Genomic DNA, 6,208 nt, shown 5'->3' with positions numbered 1-6,208 from the left:
GTGACCGAGTCCGTCGTTGACGGCCTTGAAGCCGTCCAGGTCGATGTACAGCACGGCGCACTGTGTCCCGCCGACCGACCCGGCGATGCGTCGGGACAGCTCCTGGAGGAAGGCATGGCGATTCGGTGCGCCTGTGAGGTTGTCGTGGAACGCCTGATGAGACAGATCAGCGGTCCGTTCTGCGACCGTGGCTTCGAGGCCGGCGGCCAGGCGGAGATGGTCACTGATCGTGACGACGTATCGGCCTGCTACGACGCACAGCAGGGCTGCGAGGATCCAGACGGTGGGCTCAGACATCGACAGGGCCGGCCTGGTCACCCCGAAGATGACAAAGGTCAGGGTCACCGGCACGAAGGGCAGTGACTCCTGGGCCAGACACCACTGGTGTGCGACAGGCCGTTCCTCCTCGTCCTCAGGACTCAATCCCGCCAGGCCCACGAGCAGGAAGGCCGCCACCCACCCCAGGTCGAGAAGTCCACCGGCCTGGTAGGTACCAGAGACGGCGTCTCGTACGTACACCGAGTCGGTGAAGACCAGCACCAGCAGGCCAGCTCCTAGGAGCATCCACGGGACCCGCCGGCCGGGTGCCGCTCGCATGATCTGCACGAGGACAACGGACGCGATCGCGATGTCCGCCAACGGATATGCCAGGCTGACGGTCCGCACCAGCCAGTTACCGTCCGGCAGGCTCGCGAGAACTGGCGCGAGGACGATCAGCCAGCTGATGGTGAAAATTGCCAGCGAGATGACGAGTCCGTCCAGCCACATCCTGGTCCGCAGGAACGTTCGTGCGCCCGCCCCGGCGAGCTTGCTCAGCCCCACCACTGCGGGCAAGGCATATCCGACGAAGCCCACGTCAGCGAGTGACGGGGACGGGGAGAAGCGATGCAGGACGAGTTCGTAGTACGTCCACACCAACGCGCCGACAAGCCAGACGACACAGCCGGCCGACAGCCACCGCCATCCGGCCCGACTCTCAGAACGGGTGCGGGCGGCCCAGGCACAGCCGGCAGCGCCTCCCGCAGCCGCCAGGACGTAGGTGAGGTCGGTGATGACGTAGTTGACCCATGCTGCGTCGGGACCCAGCCGCAGCCAGGTGCCGAACGCCCCGAGCCACACCACAACCGCGACCGCACACAGGCGAAAGACGGCTGTGGACCTGGTCAGGACGCCCCCTTCCGACTCGGCACATCACGGGCCTAGGTCCTCATGATCGGCGTGGGGCAGCCCCACCTTGACGCTGCGAGCTGGGACGGCGGAGCAGCGACCTTGTCGAGCGACTTCCCGGAGTGTTCGGGCCACAAGGTCGCTCCGCAGTGCGCAGTCGTTTGTCGTGCCTTCAGCCATGGTGGATCGGGTGCTGACCTCAGCTCGTCCAGGCGCGCCACAGCGCGGCGTACTCCCCGTCGAGCTGGACCAGCTCATGGTGACTTCCGAGCTCGGTGATGCGGCCTTCGATGACCACCGCGATGCGGTCGGCGTCGTGGGCGGTGTGCAGTCGGTGCGCGATCGCCACGACAGTCCGGCCCAGCATGAGGGCGTTCAACGAACCCTCGAGGGTCCGAGCAGTCCGCGGGTCGATCAGCGACGTCGCCTCGTCCAGGACCAGCGTGTGCGGGTCGGCGATGATCAACCGGGCCAGCGCGACCTGCTGCGCGTGGGCCGGCGTCAGGGACTGGTTCCCCGAGCCGACCAGCGTGTCCAAGCCCGCCGGCAGGCGGCGCACCCAGTCGGCGGAGCCCACTGCTCCGAGCGCGGCCCACACCGTGTCGTCGTCGGACTCCTCCCGCGCGAGCAGGATGTTGTCGCGCACCGAGCCCACGAAGACGTGATGCTCCTGGGTCACCAACGCGACCTCGGTGCGGAGCACTTCCAGGGGCAGTTCCGTCAGCTCGACACCGCCGATGCGCACCGACCCGGTGCGAGGCCCGTTGATGCCGGCCAACAGCCTGCCCAGGGTCGACTTGCCCGAGCCGCTGGGGCCCACGATGGCCAGCCGCTCGCCGGTCCGCAGCTCCAGGTCGATGCCGTGCAGGACGTCGTGGCCCTCGCGATAGGCGAACCGAAGGTCTCTTCCGACGAGCTCGGGACCAACCGGGCGCCGGTCGCCGGGCACGCGGTCCGGTGCCACCTGGGCGATGCCGAGCAACCGACTGGTCGAGGCGACACCGATCTGCAGACGGTCCACCTCGCCGATCAGCCGGTCGAGAGGGCCGGTCAGCGCCTCGGCGTACAGCACTGCCGCGGTGATCTGGCCGAGCGTCACCCAACCGCGGGTGTACCCGTAGGCACCCACGAGGACGATGATCACGCGGGGGGCGTTGAAGGCGATGTCGATCACCGCGAACAGCAGGTTGCGCAGTGTCAGGCCGTAGCGCTCCGCCTGCGCCGAGACCGCGATGTCGTCGTGGCCGGACTGCAACCGCACATCGGCCATGCCCAGCGCCTCGACGGTCCTGGCGCCCTCGACGGTCTCGGTGAGCGTCGTGTTGATCTGGGAGTACGTCGCTCCCTCGGTGATGTAGCAGCGCTGCGCCCGCCGCAGGTATCGGCGCACCTGGACCATCGACACCGCGATGAGCAGCAGCGCCGGTAGCGCCAACACCAGTGAGTTGAGCACCATGGCCGCGATCGACAGGCACACGGTCAGCAGCGAGATGATCGCCGTCGGCAGTCCGTACTGCGCCGCCCTGCTCATGGTGCCGACGTCACGGGTCACCCGGGTCACCAGGTCTCCGGTGCTGGCGCCCTCGACCCGGCCGAGCGGCAGGCGCAGGATCACCCCCACCACGTACTCCCGCGCCGAGGCCAGCAGATCCTGCCCGAAAAGCGTCGACGTGCGCTGACCCGCGAAGGTGAACAGGGTCTGCGCCACGACGACGGCCACGATGACCGCCGCCAGCGACGTCACCGTCGAGGTCGAGGACGCGCCGCTGACGGTTCGGTCGATCAGATCCCCCAGGAGGCGGGGGATCAGTAGTCCACTGGCCGCGGCCAGCGCGTTCAGCACGACCATGGCCGCGAACGCACCCCGCCGCTCGCGCAGCAACTGGCGGAAGAACCCCCCGACCGCAGCGTTGTCGGCGACCGGCCACCCGCGCTCGGGATTGCGCGACTGCGCGAAGACGTCCCGGGCCCGCTCCTCGCGCAGGAGGTGGCGGCGTCGGAGCGCCCGCAGCCGCTCGCGGGCCGTCGCGTCGGTGGGCGGGACAAGGTCGGGTGGCACCGCAGGCCGGTCCAGCGTGCGGTCGCGCCAGGTGTCGGCGGAGTTGCCCAGAAGGTCAAGCACGACTGCCCTCGGTCTCCTGCGCATCGTCGAAGGCGCGAGCCACCAGCCGCCGGTAGGCGGCGTTGCTCTCCAGCAGCTCGTCGTGCCCACCGCCAGCCGCCACCCGCCCGCCCTCCAGGAGTGCGACGCGGTCAGCGTGGTGCAGCCACAGAGGGGACACCGTGGCCACCACGGTGGTCCGGCCCCGGCGATGGGACGCGACCCGCTCGGCGATCCGCGCCTCGGTGTGGGCGTCCACTGCCGAGGTCGGCTCGACGAGGACCAGGATCCCGGCGTCGGCGGCGAGCACCCTGGCCAGCACCACCCGCTGCCGCTGGCCCCCCGACAGACCGCGACCGCGCTCGTCGAGCACTCCTTGCCACCCGCCGGGCAGGCTGTCGTACACGTCCTCCGCGTCGGCCACCCTGATCGTCTCCTCCGCCTCCTCGCGGGTGAGCCGGCCGAGCGGGTCGATGGCGTCCTGCAGGGTGCCGGCAAAGACCTGACTTGCGGTGTCGCTGACCACGATCCGGTGGCGGACATCAGCCAGGCTGGCTGCGCCGAGGTCGACGTCCCCGAGCCGGACGCCCCACTCCCGGCGGCCGAGGAGCTCGTCCGCCGCGGCGATCCGCGCCCGCTCGGCCGAGCGCTCGGCCCGGGCCAGGCGCGCTGCCCGGCCCTTCAGCTCCCGGCCCGGCTCCTCGGCCGGGGGCTCGACGTCAGCGGGCAGGTAGCGCCCCAGCCGGTCGGCCAGCGCGGCAGTCGCCTCGGGGACGTCGCTGACCACGATGGTGAGCAGCCCTGACGCGGCGACGAAGCCGGTGACCTCGTCGACCAGGTCGCCGCCGAGGGGCAGCGGCACCGGCACCGTCTGCTCGCGCCAGGGGGGCGCCTGCTCGAAGAGCACGATGGCCTTCCGGGCGGAGACCAGCGCGCGGGTCAGCTTCTGCGCGAACTCGAAGAACGTCTGGATCGGCCCGAGCATGAACAGCCCGTAGCCGAGGAAGCTGATGAGCTGGCCGACACTGAGCTCCCCGGTGAGCACCCGCCGCGTGCCCGCCCACATCAGCAGGACCAGAAACCCCCCGGACAGCAGCACTCCCGTGGCCTCGATGGCCGCCTGCCAGAGCCCGGCCGAGATCCCCGCCCGGCGAGTCCGCTGGGACTGCTCGGAGTAGTTGCGGCCGAAGGTCTGCTCACCACCGATTCCTCGCAGGACGCGCAGGCCGGCGACGATGTCGGTAGCCATCGAGGTCAGCTCCGAGCTGCGGGAGCGCTCCACCTCCTGGAGCCGGTGCAGTGGCCGCAGCAGCGGCAGCGCCGCGCCGACGATGACCGGGGCGGCAACCAGCACCAGCACGCCCATCGCCAGCGACGTGTTCAGGACGATGGCCGCCACCACCAGGTACGCCACCAGCTGCGAGCCCGCCCGCGCCGTGATCTCCGTCAGCGCGCCGAACTCGTCGGAGTCGCTCGACGCCACGCTGAGCGCCTCGCCGGTCGGCGTCCGCCGGGTCAGCACGTGACCCATCTGCACGGACTTGCGGGCGACCATCTGGATCGTCCCGTACAGCGCGATCAGCCAGCTGCGCACGACCAGGGTGTGCATCGCGATGCCGAACACCGCTCCGACCACCGTGACGAGCCCGAGCAGACCCGCCCACCGCAACAGGTCCGACGAGGAACCGGCCAGGATCCCCTCGTCGACGGCCTTGCCGACCAGCCACGGCCCGAGGGTCAGCGGCAGCTGCCACAAGAAACCCACGCACGTCGCCGCCGCGATGACTCCAGGTTGCTGTCCGAGGTGCCACCGCAGAAACACGCCGGGGCTGCGGGTGTCCGGGTGGGTCGCCACCTCCCCGTCCGCCTCCGGCAGGAACGTCGTGAAGGTCGGGGGGAAGTCACGCATGGTTCACCGAGAGTATGTCGATGCTCAGCTCGCCGCGAACGGATAAGACGGCGACGCTCGCCCAGGAGGAGCCAGCCGCGTCCGGACAGGCAACGCCCCGCCGCCCCCGACCAATCTGATGGCGGGGAACTTCCGCTAGGCGGTGAGCCCCTTCATGATCTCGCGCATGAGGTCGGCGGTCTCGGACGGCGTCTTGCCCACCTTGACCCCGGCTGCCTCGAGGGCCTCCTTCTTTCCGGCAGCGGTGCCCGAGGAACCCGAGACGATCGCGCCGGCGTGCCCCATCGTCTTGCCCTCCGGAGCCGTGAAGCCGGCGACGTAGCCCACGACCGGCTTGGTCACGTGCTCCTTGATGTATGCCGCGGCCCGCTCCTCGGCGTCGCCGCCGATCTCGCCGATCATGACGATCGCGTCGGTGTCGGGGTCGTTCTGGAAAGCCTCGAGGCAGTCGATGTGGGTCGTGCCGATAATGGGGTCACCGCCGATGCCGACGCCGGTGGAGAAGCCGTGGTCGCGCAGCTCATACATCATCTGGTAGGTCAGCGTCCCGGACTTCGAGACCAGCCCGATGCGCCCCGGCCCGGCGATGTTCGCCGGGATGATGCCCGCGTTGGAGAGCCCGGGGCTGATCAGGCCGGGGCAGTTGGGGCCGATGAGTCGCGTCGTGCCCGTCGACTGGGCGTGGGCGAAGAACTCAGCCGTGTCCTTGACGGCGATGCCCTCGGTGATGATGACCGCGAGCGGGATGCTGGCGTCGATCGCCTCAAGGACGGCAGACCGGGCGAACGCCGGGGGGACGAAGATCACCGAGACGTCCGCGCCGGTCTGAGCCATCGCGTCGGGGACGGAGCCGAACACGGGCACGGTGACGTCACCGTCGAAGTCGACGCTCTGGCCGGCCTTCCTGGGGTTCACCCCGCCGACGATCTTGGTGCCGGAGGCGAGCATCCGCGTCGTGTGCTTCATGCCCTCGGAGCCGGTCATACCCTGGACGATGACCTTGGACTGGGCAGTCAGGAAGATAGCCATGG

Annotated in this window: 4 protein-coding genes; all 4 read right to left on the bottom strand. The window is 70.0% G+C overall.

The window, feature by feature from the left end:
• Window positions 1-1,122, bottom strand: a 1,122-nt coding sequence (locus ACLL9L_RS15640; RefSeq protein ID WP_411285583.1) for a diguanylate cyclase domain-containing protein, incomplete at its 3' end; no start/stop codon positions are given.
• A gap of 244 nt (window positions 1,123-1,366) precedes the next feature.
• Complete coding sequence (locus ACLL9L_RS15635; RefSeq protein ID WP_411285582.1) at window positions 1,367-3,289, bottom strand: ABC transporter ATP-binding protein; 1,923 nt, start codon at window positions 3,287-3,289, stop codon at window positions 1,367-1,369.
• Window positions 3,282-5,177 (bottom strand): ABC transporter transmembrane domain-containing protein, encoded by a 1,896-nt coding sequence (locus tag ACLL9L_RS15630; RefSeq protein ID WP_411285581.1) that lies wholly within the window; start codon window positions 5,175-5,177, stop codon window positions 3,282-3,284. The genes ACLL9L_RS15635 and ACLL9L_RS15630 overlap by 8 nt, the downstream gene beginning before the upstream one ends.
• 135 nt (window positions 5,178-5,312) lie before the next feature.
• Window positions 5,313-6,206 (bottom strand): succinate--CoA ligase subunit alpha, encoded by an 894-nt coding sequence (sucD, locus tag ACLL9L_RS15625; protein WP_411285580.1) that lies wholly within the window; start codon window positions 6,204-6,206, stop codon window positions 5,313-5,315.
• Between the last annotated feature and the right edge of the window lie 2 nt (window positions 6,207-6,208).

Source organism: Lapillicoccus sp. (assembly GCF_046595215.1).
GTDB lineage: Bacteria > Actinomycetota > Actinomycetes > Actinomycetales > Dermatophilaceae > Lapillicoccus.
The sequence above is the reverse complement of the archived record's forward strand: the minus strand, read 5'-3'. Positions and strand labels throughout refer to the sequence as shown.

What these genes read in the sequence shown, in the direction of transcription:
- ACLL9L_RS15630 (WP_411285581.1), bottom strand. Translation starts at nt 5,177, where the DNA reads ATGCGTGACTTCCCCCCGACCTTCACGACGTTCCTGCCGGAGGCGGAC.
- sucD (WP_411285580.1), bottom strand. Translation starts at nt 6,206, where the DNA reads ATGGCTATCTTCCTGACTGCCCAGTCCAAGGTCATCGTCCAGGGTATG.